The sequence below is a fragment of the Acidovorax sp. NN32 genome (assembly GCF_057597245.1).
The window spans coordinates 3,983,201-3,999,651 of the sequence record NZ_CP199679.1 but is presented as its reverse complement, the minus strand read 5'-3'; the positions used below and the strand labels follow the sequence as shown (position 1 = coordinate 3,999,651).

Here is a 16,451-nt window from a genome sequence, read left to right as displayed (position 1 = left end):
GCTCCGCTGCTGTCAGCGGCGCCGGGCCTGTTCATGCGCCCGGGTCAAACACCTCAAAGCGGTTGCGGCCCCCATACTTGGCGCGGTACAGGGCTGCATCGGCCGCCTGCACCAGTGTGTCAGACCCGGCCTCCGGGCGTGGGACCACACTCGCAATGCCCATGCTGAACGTGATGATGGGCGCCGTGGGGGAGCGGGGGTGGGCCAGGGCGGCATCCCGCAGGTTGTCCATGCAGCGCTGTGCCACGGTCACGGCCTCGGGCAGCGGCACGTCGGGCAGCAGCAGCACAAACTCTTCGCCGCCATAGCGTGCGGCCACCTCATCCGCGCGTCGGATGGTGGCTTGCAGCAGTTGGGCCACGCGGCGCAGGCATTCGTCGCCAGCCAGGTGGCCGTAGTGGTCGTTGTAGAGCTTGAAGTGGTCGATGTCGATCAGGATGACGGTCAGCGGCAGGCCGTGCCTGCCGCAGCGCATCCATTCCGTGGCCAGCCGGTCGTCAAAACGGCGCCGGTTGCCGATGCCGGTGACACCGTCGGTGGTGGACAGCAGCGCCAGCTTGGCGTTGGCGGCGGCCAGCTCCTGCTCCTTGCGCACCAACTGGGTCACGTCGGTGCGCACACCGGCAATGCCGCCCTGGGGGGTGCGGCGTTCGTCGGCCTGCACCCACCGGCCGTCGGTCAGGTGCTGCAAAACGGACTGGATGGCGGCCTGGTGGTCGGCCACACGTTGGGCCAGCCAGGCCTCTTCGTTGCCCACTGCGTCCAGGTACTGCCCGCGCTCAACGCCGTAGCGGGCAATCTGCTCAAAGGTGCTACCGGGCACGATCATGGGTGCCGAGATGGGGTACAGCCGTCGGTACTGCGCGTTGCACACCACCAGCCTGTCGTCGGCATCGAACAGCGCAAACCCCTCGGGCAGCGATTCGATGGCGTCCTGCAGCAGTTGCCGCGCCTGCTGGGCTTCGTCCTGCGCCGCTTCGAGTGCCTGGCGCTGCTCGATAAGGTCGGTGATGTCCAGGCGCACCGCCACCACATAGTTTTCAGGGGTGCGGGTTTCATAAATGTTGATCCAGCGCCCATCGGCCAGCCGCTGCACCAGGTTGGACGTGCGGCTGCCGTGCTCTGACAGGCGCTCGGCAATCCAGGTTTCCTCGCGGCCGTTGGCAGAGGGGACCAGCCCCCGCTGCACCGAATACCGCAGGATGTCGGCAAAGCTTTTGCCCAGATGCTCTGCGTAGTTCATGTGGGGGTACATGCGCGAAAGCTGCTGGTTAAATAGCACCAGCCGGTCCTGCTCGTCAAAGATCTCGATGCTGACGGGCAGGGCCTCCACCGCGCGCTCCAGCAACTGGCGCATGCGCTGGCTTTCCTGGCGGGCTTCCTCTGCCTTTTGGCGCTGCTCGATCAGGTCGCTGATGTCCAGCCGCACCACAACGGTCATGCCCGAGGGGGTGCGGCTTTCGTGCATGTGCATCCATGCACCATTGGGGTAGTGGCGCACCTCGGGGCCAGGGCGGTGGCCGCGCAGCGCCAGCTCGTGGGCCAGCCACAGCTCTTCCTGGCCGCGCGCTTCTTCGGGAATGCCGTGCTGGAGGCCTTCACGCAGCAGTTCTTCATAGGTCTTGCCCAGCGATGTCTGCACGGGCAGGTGCGGGCGCAGGTTGGCCATGAAGTTGTTGCACAGCACCAGCCGGTCGTTCTCGTCATAGATATCGAGGCCGGCGGGCATGGCGTCCACCGCCTCGTGCAGGCGGCGCTCTGCGCGTTCGGCGTCGGCCAGCGCCTGTTTCAGCGCGCGTTCCTTGTGCACGGTGTCGGTGATGTCGGTGCGCAGCACCACCACGCCGCCACCGTCGAGCGTGCGCTCGGTCAGCTGCATCCAGCGGTCGCCCCGAACCTCCTGCACTTCGGGGCCGCACGGTGATCGGTGGCGTTCCATGCGGCCCGCCAGCCAGGTTTCCAGGTCTGGTCGCGCGTCCCGGATCTCGCCCGAAGCGGCGGCCCGGCGCAGTACGTCTTCAAACCGTGTCCCATAGTCCACCGCCATCGTGATGCCCGGGGCCACCTCGCGGTAGCGTGTGTTGCACAGCACCAGGCGGTCGTCCGCGTCGTAGATGGCCAGGCCGTCGGGCAGGATGTCGAGCGTGGCCGACAGCTGTGCGCTGGCCTGCTGGGCTGCCTGCTGCGCAGCCTCTGCCGCCACCTGGCAGCGCTGCGCACGCCGTGCAAGCTGCCAGTGCAGGCCGGCCATGGCCCACAGCGCCAGCCCGGCAGCCACCAGCGCCGCGCGCACTGGCGCCTCCAGCACATGGCTGGCCAGCGCCCAGGCCAGCAGCCCCAGCCCACCCATGCCGCAGACCCCGCACACGACCGCCGTCAGCAGAGCCGGAGGTTCTTCGCGCGCTGGCGGTGGAGCAGGGGGCATGGTTGGTAGGTCCCAGGTTCGCAGAAAGTCTAGCAGTGCGCCCCTGTTTGCGGTACCGGCAAATGCGGCAAGGCTCCAAACCGCCTAGACTGCGGCTTCCGCCCGTTACCGCCCTTGTTGGCCCCCTCTTCTTTCACCCTGGAGAAACCGATGCTCACTGAAGACCTCCACTCCGACGCACGCGCGCTGTTGCCTGGCCGCACCACCGAGGCGGGCGCCACCCGACGCACGGCGCTACAGACCGCCCTTGGCCTGGGCTATGCGGCGGCAGCCGCACCCATCATGGCGCAGACGGCCATCGCCACGCCCAGCGACGGCCTGACGGCCGGGGAGGTGAGTTTTACCGTCAACGGCTTCAAGGTGCCCGCCTACCGCGCGGCACCTGCCGGCAAGACGGGCCTGCCCGTGGTGCTGGTGATCCAGGAAATCTTTGGCGTGCACGAGTACATCGCCGACACTTGCCGCCGCTTTGCCAAGGCAGGCTACCTGGCCATTGCGCCCCAGCTGTATGCGCGCCAGGGCGACCCGTCGCAGTACACCGACATTGCCAAGCTCATGGCCGAAGTGGTCTCCAAGGTTCCTGACGCCCAGGTGATGGCCGACCTCGATGGTGCGGTGCAATGGGCCGCTGCCAACGGCGGCGATGCCGCGCGCATGGGCATCACCGGCTTTTGCTGGGGCGGCCGCATCACCTGGCTGTACGCAGCCCATGGCCCCGTGAAAGCGGGCGTGGCCTGGTACGGCAGGCTGGTGGGCCAGGCCAGCGAGCTCACGCCCAAGCACCCTGTGGAAATCGCCCCCATCCTCAAGGCCCCGGTGCTGGGGCTGTATGGCGAAAAAGATACCGGGATACCCCTTGACACGATTGATAAGATGAAAGCTGCCCTGGCCAGTGGCTCGCCGCAGGCCAAGGCATCGGAATTTGTGGTGTACCCCGACGCGCCCCACGCCTTCCATGCCGACTACCGCGCGAGCTACCGCAAGGAAGCCGCCGAAGACGGCTGGAAGCGGGCGCTGGCCTGGTTCAAGACGCACGGCGTAGTCTGAGAGGCTGAGAGTCTTTTGCCTATGCCCGCCTTGCGCGCCAAAGCACCGCTGCTCGTCGTTGCAAATGCTCGCCATAGCCCGAGCTATGGCTGCGCTTTGCGCCTCGATCAGCTGCGTTTTGACGCACCTTTCGGGCTCGGTCAAAAAACTCTCAGCCTCTGAGCCGGTACCCTGCAATCCGCCCGCAGCCGCCCCCTCACCGGGGCGGCTTTTTTAATCTCGCGTCCGGGGCGTGGGATTTGAACGAAAATAAGCTCTGTGGCTTATCTATAAAGCGTAAGAAGCTATGACTTTAGTAGCAATCATCTTGGCCACGCTGGCTGCGGGCATTGGCAGCGTGTGGCTGGCCGCACTGCTGATGCGGCTGGGCCTGGGCGGGCGCACCGACAGCGTGGGCCCCCAGCACCTGCTGAGCCTGGCGGCGGGCGCCCTGCTGGCCACGGCCTTCATGCACCTGCTGCCCGAGGCGTTCGAGAGCCAGGCGGGCGCTCACGACCTGTTTGCCACCTTGCTGGTGGGCGTGGTGTTTTTCTTCTTGCTGGACAAGGCCGAGCTGTGGCACCACGGGCATGAGCACAGCCACGCACAGCCCTCCACCCACGGCCACGTCCATGCAGACCACGATCACGCCCATGACCACGGCCATGCGCACCACCATCACCACGGGCCGCGCTCTGGCGGATGGGCGGTGCTCACGGGCGACAGCGTGCATTGTTTTGGCGACGGCATCCTGATCGCCTCGGCCTTCATGGCCGACATCCGCCTGGGCGTGATTGCCGCCGTGTCAGTGTTGGCGCACGAGGTGCCGCACCACATGGGCGACCTGGTGGTGCTGCGCCAGACCAGCCCCAACCGCCGCATGGCGCTGGTCAAGGTGTCGCTGGCGGGCGCCGTGACGGCGCTGGGCGGCGTGGTGGGCTACTTCCTGGTGGGGCAGCTGCAAGACTTCTTGCCCTACTTCCTGGCCGTGGCGTCGAGCAGTTTTGTGTATGTGGCGCTGGCCGACCTGATTCCCCAGCTGCAAAAGCGCCTCACGGCGCGCGAAACCATTGCGCAGATCGCCTGGCTGATTGCGGGCATGGTGATCGTGACGCTGGTGAGCGGGGCCGCGCACAGCCATTGAGGCCATGGCCACGGTGCCCGCGCTCGTCAGCGCGAATGCCGCCGCGCGCGCAGGCCCATGGCGCCCAGCAGCGTGCTCAGCAGGATCAGGCCCAGATGACCCAGGGTGGGTACGGCGGTGACGGAACCACCGCCAGGGCCTGCCGCCAAAGGGACGCATGGCGAGAACTCTGAGCTTTCCTTCGTGCCATTGCCATCTTGGTAGTCGCGTGTGGCAGTCATCGTCAGTCGGCTGCCTGCCGATACGGCGGGCATGGCGGCCGTGCCGGTGTGGGCGCCGCCAGCATCGGTGGTTACTTCCACCGCACCCAGGTAGGTCTGGCCTTCTCCGAAGTTGCTCGCGTCGCAGGTGGCGTTGGCGAAAACCTCCATGCGGTAGGACGCGTTGCTCGCGCCCGCGAATTCAAAGTTCACCAGGGTGCCTGCCGCGTCGCCCGTGGCGCCAAGGATCAGCGGGTACCTTGGGCTGGCATTCACCGTGGTGGGGGCGGCGGCCATTGGGCCGGCGCCCACACCCGTGGCAGTGTCGATCAACTCAATGCCCAGACCGCCGTTGCTGTGGATGTTGTTGCCTGACCACTGGTGGTACCGCATGGCAGGTGCAGCGGCAGCGTTGCGTTCCACACGGATGCCGTCGCCCCCCCAGTGCGCAATGAGGTTGCCCTCCCCGGGGTCGGAGCCACCCACCTCGACGCGCTGGGGACTGGCCGTACCGGAGTTGATGATGTAGATACCGTGCTGACTGCCGGGTGCGGTGATGGGTGTGCCGTTGGTGCCCACGCCAATGCGGTTGCGTTGCAGAAAGCTGTAGTTGTTGGCGCCCGAATCGCCTGTGATGAAGACACCCCGGTGGCTGGCACCGACGGTGTTGTTATTGACCAGGGCGTTGTTGCTGGAGTGGAGGCTGACGCCCACAGCGGTGGCGCGTCGGCTGTCGCCCGCACGGTTGGTGCCGATGTAGTTGTTGCGGATCTGGTTCTGAGGGGCGTTGAAAAGGGCAACCCCAGCTTGGGTGCCATGGGCAACGATGAGGTTGCGCTCTGCGGGCAGGTCGCCGCCCACCATGGCATTGCGGGCCAGGTCATTGATGAAGATGCCGCTGCCTGCGTTGGCCAGTAACCCGGTGGCGTCATCGCCCACGCCCGTGCCATCCGTGCCGATGAAATTGCCCGTCACGGATACTTCGATGAGGCTATTGGCAATGTTCTGACCGGACAGCATGACGCCGTGTGCTCCAAAACGCGTGATGGCCACGCCGCGCAGCATGGAGTTGGAGGCTCCGCTCAGAAACACCAGCCCAGGGACGTTGGGCCCCGCATTCTGGCCATCAATACGGATGCTGATGGACGCATCGGTGCCCACCGCCAGCGTGTTGGGGTTGCCTGCGCCCAGGGCATAGCCGTCGATGGTCACCGGATTGACGATGGGAGGCAGTGCTGAGGTCGGCGAAATCGTGACCTGCCCACCGCTGAAATCGAACTGGATGGTATCGGCATCCGCGTTGGCATTGGCGGCCTGGATGGCGGCGCGCAGGGTGCAGGGGTTGGGCACGCCGGTGCACATGGCGCCGCCCAGTGGGGCATCGCCAAGATCATTGACCACAAAAGTGGCTGCCCAGGAGGCGCTGGACAACAGCAGCCCGGCCAGGGCCATGGCAAGGGGGCGCAGCGGTGCTGTGGGGAAAGACGGGTTGTGCGGCATGGTGCTGTTTGAGGTTTTGGTGTTTTTGGGCTCTAGCGCTTATAGGTATTGCGCTAGCAGCTCCATTTTTGATAGCGAATGGCGGCTCTGCCGCGAACGCGGCGCGCAGGGTGCCATCCGTCGGTGATTCTTGGGAAAGCCCCGGCTGTTGTCTTGACGCTGCACGACCTGCCATTGACCCCACGCGACTTGGTCCGCAATCTGCAACACTCTTTTCTGAGCACAACAACGAGGGAAAAAGGAGCAGCGCGTGAAGGCACCCGTACCGGCCCCCACCACCCAAGCCGCGCCTGCGGCGGATGCCGCGCCCACTGCGGCGCTGAGCCTGAGCGCGTTGCCAGGGGACAGCCAACTGCACAGCATGCGCGAGTACCTGGCCGAAATGATGCGGGTGGACCTGGCACCTCTGCACCCCGACCAACCCCTGCACTACCGTGCCGCGCTGCGCATGGTGTCGGGCGCCAGCTGGGGCAGCTCGCAGGCCAGCCCCGTGCGCACTACCCGCACGGCAGCGCTGTGCAAGGACGGGCAGGACGACCTGATGCTCGTCATGTCCTCAGCCCCCATGACCATCGAGCAGCCGGGGCACAGCGCGCTGCGCATTCAGTCTGGCGACGCCGTGCTGCTGTCGCAGGCGCGGCCCCTGCAGATCATGCTGGAGGAAGCGGGGGAGTCCTGGGCGCTGCGCGTGCCGCATCGCGACATGGCGCGCATGCTGCCGCGCCTGTCCAGTGCGCCGGTGCTGGCTCTGCGCCAAGGCACGCCGATGCTGCAGCTGCTGCAGCGCTTTGGCCGGTTGCTGGAGTCCGACCCCCTGCAGGGCGCTGCCAGCCAACAATTGGCAGCCCGACAGCTGCAGGAAATGCTGGCGGTGGCGGTGGGCCAGTCACCCGACTTTGCCGCCTGGGCCGAGCAGCACAGCCTGGCGGCGGCCCGCCTGCAGGCCGTGCGGGCTGACATTGCCGCCCACCTGGGCACCAGCCGGCTCAGCCTGGAATGGCTGGCCGCCCGCCAGGGCATCTCAGCCCGGCACCTGCAGCGCCTGCTGGCTGCCCAGGGCACCAGCTACCAGGACGCCGTGCGCCATGCGCGTTTGGAGGCCGCCCGGGCCTTGTTGCAAGCGCCGCGCAACGCGGGCCTGAGCATCACGGCCATTGCGCATGCGTGCGGTTTTTCAGAAGCGTCGGCGCTGAGCCGGGCGTTCCGGCAGCACTATGGGATGACGCCGGGGCAGGCGCGGTGGGAGGGTGGGATGGGCGCCAAAAAATGAAAGACCGTGTGGCGCAGTGCGCCGGATGTGCCGTGTTGGGGGCGTACGCACTTGGCGAAGCCCCAAGAAAGCTTGACCTGCCTCAAGCCTGAGCCCGCCTGTTGTGCCATTCTGGTGGAATGACCTCCCCCCACGCCGCCACCGTCACCCTGGGCTTGCTCGCCCAGCCCACGCGTTTTCTGTTTTTTACGGGCAAGGGCGGCGTGGGCAAGACCTCGCTGTCCACGGCTGCGGCCATTGCCCTGGCGGATGCTGGTCGGCAGGTGCTGCTGGTCAGCACCGATGCAGCCTCCAACCTCGATGAAATGCTGGGCGTGCCGCTGTCCAACCAGCCGGTGGCCGTGCCCGGGGTGCCGGGGCTGCACATGCTCAACATCGACCCCGACACGGCCGCCGAGGCCTACCGCCAGCGTGTGCTGGCGCAGCTGGAGGCCACGGCCACCAGCGACGAACGCGCGACAGTGCGCGAACAACTCTCGGGCGCCTGCACCACCGAGATCGCGGCGTTCGACGAATTTGCAGCGCTGCTGGCCAGCGAGGGCAGCGCCATCGGCCACGTGTTCGACCATGTAGTGTTCGACACCGCGCCCACCGGCCACACGCTGCGCCTGCTGAGCCTGCCCAAGGCCTGGACCGGATTCCTGGCGGGCAACGACCGGGGGGCGTCGTGCCTGGGCCCGCACTCGGGGCTCAAGATGCAGGAGGCGCGCTTCAACGCCGCCCTGGCCGCGCTGAGCGACCCGGCCCTGACCACCGTGGTGCTGGTCACCCGCCCCGACCCCCGCCCCATGCAAGAGGCTGCGCGCACCGCGCTGGAGCTGCGCGCCCTGGGCCTGGCCAACCAGCGCCTGGCCATCAACGGCGTGTTCCATGCCAGCCAGCCGGGGCATGACGCCGTGGCCGATGCCATCGAGGCCCTGGGCCGTCAGGCCATGGACCAGATGCCCGATGCGCTGGCGCACCTGCCCCGCGACGAGGTGCCGCTGCGCGCCTTCGACACCGTGGGTTTGCCTGCGCTGAGGGCATTGCTGGCGGGTGGCGCGGTGCCATTGAGCGCGCCCTCTGCCGTTGTCGGCGCGTCGTTGCAAGCCGAACCCCTCTCGTCCCTGGCTGACGCGCTGGCCGCCAAGGGCCACGGTCTCATCATGGTGATGGGCAAGGGCGGCGTGGGCAAGACCACCATCGCCGCCGCGCTGGCCGTGGGCTTGGTGCAGCGCGGGCACAGCGTCCACCTCACCACCACCGACCCGGCAGCCCATGTGCAAAGCCAGCTTGATGGCAGCCTGCCGGGGCTGAAAGTGGGGCGCATCGACCCGCAGGCCGAAACCCAGGCCTACATCGACAAGATCATGGCCACGCGCGGCAAGGCCCTGGACTACGCGGGCCGCGCGCTGCTGCTGGAAGACCTGCAGTCGCCCTGCACGGAAGAGGTGGCCGTGTTCCATGCCTTCAGCCGCGTGGTCAACGAAGCGCGCAGCGCCTTTGTGGTGCTGGACACGGCGCCCACCGGCCACAGCCTGCTGCTGATGGATGCCACCGGCGCCTACCACCGGCAGATGACGCAGCAGTACGAAGGCAGCGCAAACTCCAAACACATCATCACGCCGCTCATGCGGCTGCAGGACGCTGACATGACCCATGTGGTCATCGTCACGCTGCCCGAAGTCACCCCCGTGAGCCAGGCGGCAGCGCTGCAGGACGACCTGCGCCGCGCCCACATCGAGCCATGGGCCTGGGTCATCAACAAAAGCGTGGCGGCCACGGGCACCAGCGACCCGCTGCTGCAGGCCCGCCTGGTCGGCGAGCAACAGCAGGCCGCGCGCATTGCCAACGGCCTGGCGCAGCGCACTTATGTGCTGCCCTGGCTGGCTACGCCGCCGGTGGGGGTGGCTGCACTGGGCCAACTGGCGTCGGCGCCCCCAGCCACGATCCGTTGAGGCAAACAGGAATAGGGAATGGGGGGCAAGTGCCAAAGAAAAATAGCTGCCAGCGCTTATCAGTAAAGCGCAAGCAGCTATATTTTTAATAGCGAATGCCGGGCGGTGTGCCACCGCCTTGCGGCATTGCTGCGGTCAGAGCATGGTTTCGCGCTGTTGCTCGGCGCGCGATGCGCCAATGGCGGTTTCCACGTTCTTGACCTCTTCGGGAGGGGGCAGCACGGCAGGCAGGCCCAGCGCCTCCAGGGCCAGCTCGCGGCACCAGCCCTTGGTGTGGTACAGGTGGTGGTCCTCGTCTTTCTCCACCGCCTTGTGGGCCGATTTCAACGTCTGGCCCACGTCGCCCGTGGCCACCTCGGCCACCTTGCCCAGCAGCTCCCAATTGGCGTGGTCTTTCGTCTCGGCGTGCACCACACATTCACAGGCCACCAACTGGGCGGCGGCGGGGTTGCCGCCCTGTTTGGCCAGCAGCATGGCCTTGACCAGGGATTCGCCGATGTGTTTGACCACCGCCCGGCTGGGCGACTGCGCATCGGGGTCCAGCCCCAGGGTGTCGCACAGGCTGCGCACCACATCCTGGTGGGTCAAGGTTTCTTCCAGATAGCTTTCCCATTCCTTCTTGAGATCGGGGTTCACGGCACAGGTGAGCGCGGTGCGGTACACCTGCTCGCCCCCGAGTTCGGTTTCCATCATCTGGAGCACAAGATCATCAAGCTGGTGGCTGTCATAGTGGGCTTTGGGCATGGTTTCTCCTTGGGTGGGGGGTTGGGAACGGGATGGATGCGTCATGCGAGGGTGCGGACCTTGGGTTCGCGCTCCCACTGGCGGGTCTGTGCAGCGGCGATGAAGCCCTGCGCGTCGGCGGGGTCCACCACGCCCGCGTCGGGCTCGATGCCACCGGCTTGCAAGATGGCCTGGGTGCCCTTGCAGGCGGCAATCGCCTTGAGGTGGCCGAACGCGTCGCGGAACCAGTCCACGGCGGCGGCCTCTTTGGCCAGCAATGCGCCCATGTCGGGCGACAGGATGGAGGCCACAGCGTCAAACACAACCGATGGCGTGCCTTGCAGCTGTCCGTCGGCGGGCAACAGCGTGCCGTCTTTCAGCACGGCTCCGCCCACCTTGGGCGACACGATCTTGACGGTGGCGCCCACCTTCTCCAGCGCCTTGCGCAGGTTGGCGATCGTGTTGCCGTTGGAGCCATCGGCCACCAGGATGCCGATGCAGCGCCCCTGCAGCGTAGGCTTCATGCGGTCGATGATGCGCAGCGCGGGTGACGGGGGCAGGTCCTGCACTGGCTCGGCGGCAGTCGGGGCGGGGGGAAGCGCCTGCATGCCCAGGCCGTCGGCCACACGCTGGGCGAGGTCGTGGTCTACATGCTGCAGGTGGCCCACCACGGCTTCACGCACATGCACGGTGGCTACCTTGGACAGCTCGAATACCAAGGCCGACGCCATGTGGGCCTGCTCCAGCGGGCTCTGGCTGCGAAAGAACATGCGCGCCTGGCTGTAGTGGTCGGCAAAACTCTCGGGGCGGATGCGGCCTTTTCCTCGGCCGTCGCCGTCGTCGGCCTGAGCGAAGTGGCGGAAGCCCTGTGCCAGTGAGGCGCGTGGCGTGTCACCCTGCAGGCTGCTGGGTTCGTAGGCAACGCGGCCCTTGGGCACCTGCATCTGCATGTGACCGTCGCGCTGCATGTTGTGGAACGGGCACTTGGGCGCATTGATGGGGATCTGCGTGAAGTTGGGCCCGCCCAGGCGGGACAGCTGCGTGTCCACGTACGAGAAAAGGCGGCCCTGGAGCAGCGGGTCGTTGCTGAAGTCGATGCCAGGCGGCACGTTGGCGGGGCAAAACGCCACCTGCTCGGTTTCTGCAAAGAAGTTGTCGGGCCAGCGGTTGAGCACCATGCGGCCAACAGGCTGCAGGGGCACCAGTTCTTCGGGGATGAGCTTGGTGGGGTCCAGGTGGTCGAAGGGGAAGCGCTCGGCGTCTTCTTCGGTGAAGAGCTGCACCGACAGCTCCCATTCCGGGAAGTCGCCCGCCTCGATGGCTTCGAACAGGTCGCGCCGGTGGAAGTCGTTGTCGGCCGATTGCAGCTTGACGGCTTCGTCCCACACCGTGGACTGGATGCCCAGCTTGGGGCGCCAGTGGAACTTCACGAACGTGCTGTCGCCCGCAGCATTGACGAGCCGGAAGCTGTGCACGCCAAACCCCTCCATCATGCGCAGGCTGCGCGGGATGGTGCGGTCGCTCATGGCCCACATGATCATGTGCATGGTTTCGGGCATCAGAGAGACAAAGTCCCAGAAGGTGTCGTGCGCACTGGCCGCCTGGGGGAACGCGCGGTCGGGTTCCATCTTCACCGCGTGCACCAGGTCCGGGAACTTCATCGCATCCTGGATGAAGAACACGGGGATGTTGTTGCCTACCAGGTCCCAGTTGCCTTCGGGCGTGTAGAACTTGACGGCAAAGCCGCGCACGTCACGCGGTGTGTCCACCGATCCCGCGCCGCCTGCCACGGTCGAAAAGCGCGTGAACACGGGCGTCTGCACGCCCACTTCCGTCAGCACCTTGGCGGTGGTGTATTGCTTGAGCGAATGCGTGAGTTCAAAGAAACCGTGGGCTGCCGAGCCGCGCGCATGCACGATTCGCTCTGGGATGCGCTCGTGGTCAAAGTGCGTGATCTTCTCGCGCAGGACGAAGTCTTCGAGCAGCGTGGGGCCGCGTGGCGACGGGCGCAGGGAATTCTGGTTGTCTGCCACCGGGATGCCCTGCTGCGTGGTCAGCACCGGGTGCTTGCCACCGGCTTGCTGCTGCAATTCGCCTGCGTTGCCGCGAAAGGTGTCTGACTGGGTGGAAGAGGGCAGGGCAGACGGCGATTTTTTTGCCGCGCCGCGCGAAGTGGGGGTTTGGGCCATGGGCGCTCCTGGGGGTTCTGGGTAATGAAACAAGACCAACCAACATCGTTGGACTGCCGTGCTTTTCGAGGAGTAGGACGCCGCCCCATCCGGGCGTCGTCGTCGTCAGGCAATGGCCCGTTGCCTGTGCGCTAAAGCCTCTCGGTGTTTGCTACGCTTGCGCCCATCCTGCAGGGCCCATTGCCTTGTGGCGCGACCCTCTCCTTTGCCCTTGCCAGACTGATCCATGTTCTACGCCATCCCCCTCGAAAACCGGCCCACCTGGCGCAACCCGCCCTGGATGACGGTGCTGCTGATCCTGGTGAACATGCTCGTGTTCTGGGGCCCGCAGCGCTCCGAAGAAAAGGCGCAGGACCGGGCGGCCGCCTTCTACGTGGCCAGCCCCTTGCCCGCCATCGAAGTCCCGCGTTTTGTGGCCTGGCTGGAAGAGACCGGCGACAAGCACCTCAAAGAGGCCCGCGCCCTGCAGAAGGCGGGCGACCATCGCATGCTGTTGCGCTGGATGGAGCAGGAAGACGGCTTTCAGCAGCGGCTGAAAAGCCCGCGCTTTGTGCCACCCGAAGACCCGCAGTACACCGACTGGAATGCCGCGCGCACTCAGTACGAAGCCCGGATGCCAGCCCCCTTCACCCGCAAGTGGGCGCAGAACTTTGAAAAAGACGCGGAGTTGCGCCCCGTCACCTGGCTCACGGCCACCTTCTTGCACGGCAGCACCGGGCACCTCATCGGCAACATGGTGTTTTTGTTTCTGTTCGGCTTTTCGGTGGAGCTGGCACTGGGCCGGGGCTGGTACCTGGCGTTTTACCTGCTGGGTGGCCTGGGCGGCTCGCTGCTGGCGGGCTGGGCCTATGCGGGCATGGGCAGCTACGGCCTGGGCGCTTCGGGCGCCGTGTCGGCCCTGATGGGCATGTACGCGGTGCTGTACCGGCTGCGGCGCGTGCGGTTTTTCTACCAGCTGTTTTTCTACTTCAACTACGTGACCGCACCGGCGTTGCTGCTGTTGCCCGCGTGGATTGCCAACGAGTTGCTGCAGCACTGGCTGAGCGGAAAGGGTGTGGCCTACATGGCCCACCTGGGCGGGCTGGTGACCGGCGCATCGCTGATGGCGCTGGCCATGCTGCTGCGCAAGAAACCGATGGAAGTGCCGGTGACGCAGGACGCCGCGCTCGACGACGGCTTTGACGCCCATGTGGCCAACGCCCAGCGCCTGGCGCAGGGCATGAAGTTCGAACAGGCCCTGGCCCAGTGGCGCGCTGCAGCCAAGCTGCGCCCGCAAGACCAGGCGGTGCTCAGCGCCTGGTTCAAAACGGCATCGCTGTGGCCCGACGGCGAAGACTTCCACCGCGCCGCGCGCCGCATCTTTCGCCTGCACGCCCACGACGAGCAGACGCTGCAGTTTCAGCACGCCAGTTACCGCACGTATTTTGAAAAGGCCAAGCCCGGTGCCCGTTTGCAGCCGGACGACATGGCCCGCCTCTCACGCCGCTTTGCGCGTGCGCAGCAATGGGGTGATGCCGAAAAGCTGTTCAACGCCTTGCACACGACTGCCCCCACGCACCCCGAGCTGGGCGAGACGCTGGGCATGCTGGTGTCGGCCTTGTGCCATGCGGGGCGGCGCGAGCAGGCGGCTGCTTTGGGGCCACAGTTGCAACGGCTGGCGCCTGGGAGTGCGGCGTTGCGGGGCCTGGGGTGAGGATTGTTGTGGGTAAATTTGGTGCTAGCGCTTATTGAGTAGGCGCAAGCAGCTATTAAATTGATAGCAATTTTCGAAATCGCATTGCTAATTTTTATCGGTTGGGCTGAGCTGGTCGGAGCCTGGTCCACCGGCCCATCAATGCCGATGCGCCACCTGCTGCAGATGCCCGGCAGGCCCCTGGCTGTATCCCCCCATCGGCCCTCCAGGCGCAGTGGGAGGCGCAGCCGGTGGCGCCCGCCGCACGCGCGGCACCACGCTCAACTGCACGGTGTCCAGCACCGGCCCCGGCACCACGTTCAGTGCCTTGCGCGGCAAATCAATCAACTGCTCGGCATGCCACACCCGCACCTGCGCGGCACCATCCGGCACGCCCGCAAAGCGGGCAATGCCATCGGCATCGGTCTTCAGCGTCCAGCCCGAATCCGTCACAAACACATGGCCGCGCATGGAGCCGTGCAGGTGGCATGACAACAGCACCACCCCCGGCGTATCGAGCTTGACCTCGAAGGAGTTTGCAGGCTTGCCGTCGGCCTTGCCCGCCAGGCGCAGTTCAAAACCGCTGTTGGCTGTGCCCGCCGCAGCCGCCAGGCCCGCCGCCGCACCGCGCACGTGGTGGTCCCAGCGGTCCTGGTTGGTAAAGCGCACCGTGGCACCGGGCTCGACTACCGTGACGGCGGGCACAAAGCGCATCTTTTCCTGCTCGATGGTGGGGTTGGCCTGCAGCAGGCTGGGCGATGTGCCGCCCGTGCCACCGGGATACACCACCACCACGGCTTCGGGCACGGGCTTGCCGTCGCGGTCCAGCACCTGGATTTGAACATTTCCGGCGCTAGCGCTTGTCCACAAAGCGCTAGCAGCTACAAAAATCATAGTATTTTTCATAGGTACATTCTCAGCGGATGGTGATCACATCGCGGTGCATGGGCGCCAGCAAGGCCAGCAGGCGGTTTTGCTGTGCGAACGGTATGCCCTGGGCATCCATGGCGCTTTGCAGCACCTCCACCAGGGCGTTGAAGTGGCCCTTGGTGATGTCCATGTCGGCATGGGCTGATTTCATGTCAGCGCCTTCATATTTGCAAGGGCCACCGCTGAGCTGGCAGATCTGGTCGGTCAGGCTTTCCTTGAGCGCGGCAGGTTTGGTGTCCTTGAAGTGGCCGCCGATGCGTGGGTCCACCACCAGACGGTTCACAAAATCGTCCATCAGGCGCGTGATGCCGGGCTTTTCACCCAGGGCCTGGTAGAGGCCTGCCGGGGCCGTGGCTTTGGCGGCGCTGGTCTGGGCCAACGCTGGCTGGGCCAGCAGGCCGCCCAGGGCGAGTGCAAGGGCAATGAGGGTTTTGGGGTGGGTCATGGAAAAGTCTCTTCAGAAAGCGACCTGGGCCGACAGGTAGTAGCCCGTCTGGCGGCGGTGGTTGGTGATGCCCGGCACGATGCGGCCCAGGTCTACATAGGCCAGCGTCAGTGACAGGTTCTTGCTGGGCGCCCAGGCGATGAAGATGTCTTTCCAGTCGTCCTCGCGCAACGCGGCGCCCAGGCCGGCGGCGGCGCCCAGCGCCTGCAGGTTGTTGGGTTTGAAGCGGACTTCGGCGCCCACCGCCAGGTTCTTATTGATGAGGTACGCCACCGAGAACTCGGGCTGCAGGCTGCGGCGGTTCTTGCCGGGTGCGGCAGCGCCAAAGCCCAGCAGGCCGTTCTGGTTGGCGTTGGTGGAGCGCAGCGTGCCGTTGACCAGCAGGCTCTGCGCCAGCAGCAGCTTGGTGGCGCTCACATACACGTCGGTGCCGCTGGTTTGGGTGCCCAGAAAGTCGAGCACCGACCCGATGGAGCCAGGGCGCACGCGCTTGTGCTCCAGCCCCACGGCGATCTGCGGCATCCAGCTGTCGGCGTTCAGCACAGCATCGCCTGCCACCTTGACCTTGATGCCCACGATATCCATCTGGATGTGCTGCCCGGGGGTCACGCCAAACGGCGCAATGCCATTGAGCGCGATGGCGGGTGATGCGTCAAAGTCCTGCCGCGCCAGCGACAGCTCCACCCGGTCATGCAAACCCACCGCAACACCGTAGCCATTGAGGCCGTAGTCCTGCGTGGCGGCGCGCGTGGCGTAGCCGGAAAAGCCCACCTCGCCTTCGGTGGCGTTGCTGCCGATCACCGCCCAGGGGGTGAGCCCGCCACCGGCCGACCCGGCGATGGTGCTGACGCCCCCTGTGAGCAGCAGTTTGCCGGTGTCGGCATGGGCCACGGTGGCGGCCAAGGCAAGCGTGGCGGACACCGCAAGCCAGCGTGGATTCTTCATGGGGTCGCTCCTGGGTTGTAAATAAATGCTACACCGATGGAGTTA

12 protein-coding genes are annotated in these 16,451 nt (G+C 66.2%); 5 read left to right on the top strand and 7 right to left on the bottom strand.

Going from position 1 to position 16,451, the window contains the following annotated elements; genetic code table 11:
- Nucleotides 1-31 precede the first annotated feature (31 nt).
- On the bottom strand, nt 32-2,425 hold the full coding sequence (locus ACT89O_RS18400) for a sensor domain-containing diguanylate cyclase (protein ID WP_487260809.1): 2,394 nt from the start codon (nt 2,423-2,425) through the stop codon (nt 32-34).
- Between the two features lie 150 nt (nt 2,426-2,575).
- On the opposite strand from ACT89O_RS18400, the gene ACT89O_RS18395 reads away from it, so the two are divergent.
- Nucleotides 2,576-3,472, top strand: a complete 897-nt coding sequence (locus ACT89O_RS18395; RefSeq protein ID WP_487260808.1) for a dienelactone hydrolase family protein — start codon at nt 2,576-2,578, stop codon at nt 3,470-3,472.
- Between the two features lie 286 nt (nt 3,473-3,758).
- Complete coding sequence (locus tag ACT89O_RS18390) at nt 3,759-4,595, top strand: ZIP family metal transporter (protein ID WP_121420823.1); 837 nt, start codon at nt 3,759-3,761, stop codon at nt 4,593-4,595.
- 26 nt (nt 4,596-4,621) lie between these two features.
- Here ACT89O_RS18390 and ACT89O_RS18385 read toward each other — a convergent pair whose 3' ends face one another.
- Nucleotides 4,622-6,295: an IPTL-CTERM sorting domain-containing protein gene (locus ACT89O_RS18385; RefSeq protein ID WP_487260807.1), complete on the bottom strand. Its 1,674-nt coding sequence runs from the start codon at nt 6,293-6,295 to the stop codon at nt 4,622-4,624.
- 250 nt (nt 6,296-6,545) lie between these two features.
- Between ACT89O_RS18385 and ACT89O_RS18380 the strand changes: the two genes are divergently transcribed.
- Both ACT89O_RS18380 and arsA read left to right on the top strand, forming a co-directional pair.
- A complete protein-coding gene (locus ACT89O_RS18380; protein ID WP_487260806.1) occupies nt 6,546-7,565 on the top strand; it encodes an AraC family transcriptional regulator in 1,020 nt (339 codons plus the stop codon).
- A gap of 119 nt (nt 7,566-7,684) precedes the next feature.
- The gene (arsA, locus tag ACT89O_RS18375; RefSeq protein ID WP_487260805.1) at nt 7,685-9,502 is read left to right on the top strand and encodes an arsenical pump-driving ATPase; all 1,818 of its coding nucleotides are present in this window, start codon (nt 7,685-7,687) and stop codon (nt 9,500-9,502) included.
- A 135-nt stretch (nt 9,503-9,637) separates the two neighbouring features.
- Here arsA and ACT89O_RS18370 read toward each other — a convergent pair whose 3' ends face one another.
- Together ACT89O_RS18370 and ACT89O_RS18365 are read right to left on the bottom strand one after the other, a co-directional pair.
- A complete protein-coding gene (locus ACT89O_RS18370) occupies nt 9,638-10,246 on the bottom strand; it encodes a hypothetical protein (RefSeq protein WP_055400597.1) in 609 nt (202 codons plus the stop codon).
- Nucleotides 10,247-10,287: 41 nt separating this feature from the next.
- On the bottom strand, nt 10,288-12,414 hold the full coding sequence (locus ACT89O_RS18365) for a catalase (protein ID WP_487260804.1): 2,127 nt from the start codon (nt 12,412-12,414) through the stop codon (nt 10,288-10,290).
- Between the two features lie 226 nt (nt 12,415-12,640).
- On the opposite strand from ACT89O_RS18365, the gene ACT89O_RS18360 reads away from it, so the two are divergent.
- Nucleotides 12,641-14,107, top strand: coding sequence for a rhomboid family intramembrane serine protease (locus ACT89O_RS18360; RefSeq protein WP_487260803.1), 1,467 nt, complete (start codon nt 12,641-12,643; stop codon nt 14,105-14,107).
- 138 nt (nt 14,108-14,245) lie between these two features.
- On the opposite strand, the gene ACT89O_RS18355 is transcribed toward ACT89O_RS18360, so the two are convergent.
- Genes ACT89O_RS18355 through ACT89O_RS18345 form a run of 3 tightly spaced genes read right to left on the bottom strand, consistent with a single transcriptional unit; the run spans nt 14,246 to nt 16,406 of the window.
- Nucleotides 14,246-14,992 (bottom strand): cupredoxin domain-containing protein, encoded by a 747-nt coding sequence (locus ACT89O_RS18355; RefSeq protein WP_487260802.1) that lies wholly within the window; start codon nt 14,990-14,992, stop codon nt 14,246-14,248.
- Nucleotides 14,993-15,002: 10 nt separating this feature from the next.
- Nucleotides 15,003-15,461, bottom strand: a complete 459-nt coding sequence (locus tag ACT89O_RS18350) for a group I truncated hemoglobin (RefSeq protein ID WP_487260801.1) — start codon at nt 15,459-15,461, stop codon at nt 15,003-15,005.
- A 12-nt stretch (nt 15,462-15,473) separates the two neighbouring features.
- Complete coding sequence (locus ACT89O_RS18345) at nt 15,474-16,406, bottom strand: DUF3034 family protein (RefSeq protein ID WP_487256265.1); 933 nt, start codon at nt 16,404-16,406, stop codon at nt 15,474-15,476.
- Nucleotides 16,407-16,451: the final 45 nt, after the last annotated feature.

Coding starts and splice junctions, on each gene's coding strand:
- ACT89O_RS18400 (WP_487260809.1), bottom strand. CDS start 2,425: ATGCCCCCTGCTCCACCGCCAGCGCGCGAAGAACCTCCGGCTCTGCTG.
- ACT89O_RS18395 (WP_487260808.1), top strand. CDS start 2,576: ATGCTCACTGAAGACCTCCACTCCGACGCACGCGCGCTGTTGCCTGGC.
- ACT89O_RS18390 (WP_121420823.1), top strand. CDS start 3,759: ATGACTTTAGTAGCAATCATCTTGGCCACGCTGGCTGCGGGCATTGGC.
- ACT89O_RS18385 (WP_487260807.1), bottom strand. CDS start 6,295: ATGCCGCACAACCCGTCTTTCCCCACAGCACCGCTGCGCCCCCTTGCC.
- arsA (WP_487260805.1), top strand. CDS start 7,685: ATGACCTCCCCCCACGCCGCCACCGTCACCCTGGGCTTGCTCGCCCAG.
- ACT89O_RS18370 (WP_055400597.1), bottom strand. CDS start 10,246: ATGCCCAAAGCCCACTATGACAGCCACCAGCTTGATGATCTTGTGCTC.
- ACT89O_RS18365 (WP_487260804.1), bottom strand. CDS start 12,414: ATGGCCCAAACCCCCACTTCGCGCGGCGCGGCAAAAAAATCGCCGTCT.
- ACT89O_RS18360 (WP_487260803.1), top strand. CDS start 12,641: ATGTTCTACGCCATCCCCCTCGAAAACCGGCCCACCTGGCGCAACCCG.
- ACT89O_RS18355 (WP_487260802.1), bottom strand. CDS start 14,992: ATGAAAAATACTATGATTTTTGTAGCTGCTAGCGCTTTGTGGACAAGC.
- ACT89O_RS18350 (WP_487260801.1), bottom strand. CDS start 15,461: ATGACCCACCCCAAAACCCTCATTGCCCTTGCACTCGCCCTGGGCGGC.
- ACT89O_RS18345 (WP_487256265.1), bottom strand. CDS start 16,406: ATGAAGAATCCACGCTGGCTTGCGGTGTCCGCCACGCTTGCCTTGGCC.